General features: G+C 65.9%; 1 protein-coding gene. It reads left to right on the forward strand.

The window, feature by feature from the left end:
- Nucleotides 1–51 precede the first annotated feature (51 nt).
- Nucleotides 52–270, forward strand: a 219-nt coding sequence (locus tag ABLQ08_RS32525) for a 3-hydroxyacyl-CoA dehydrogenase NAD-binding domain-containing protein (RefSeq protein ID WP_352950926.1), incomplete at its 3' end; no start/stop codon positions are given.

The following is a 270-nucleotide window of genomic DNA, read 5'->3' on the forward strand; positions in this document are numbered from 1 at the left end:
CGGTCCGCAGGATGTGCGTGACCGGCTCGGACTGACAAAGAGGGCACCGGCATGAAGGCAACGATTGTCGGCGGCGGTGTCATCGGCGGAGGCTGGGCAGCGCGTTTTCTCATGAACGGCTGGGATGTGGCGGTCTTCGACACCGATCCGGAGGCGGAGCGCAAGATCGGCGAGGTGATCGCCAATGCCCGCCGCAGCCTGCCTGCACTCTATGACCGGCTGTTGCCGGCGGAAGGCGCACTGACCTTCCATGACGATCTGGCGGCAGCG

The sequence above is a fragment of the Roseibium sp. SCP14 genome, from assembly GCF_040329475.1.
GTDB lineage: Bacteria > Pseudomonadota > Alphaproteobacteria > Rhizobiales > Stappiaceae > Roseibium.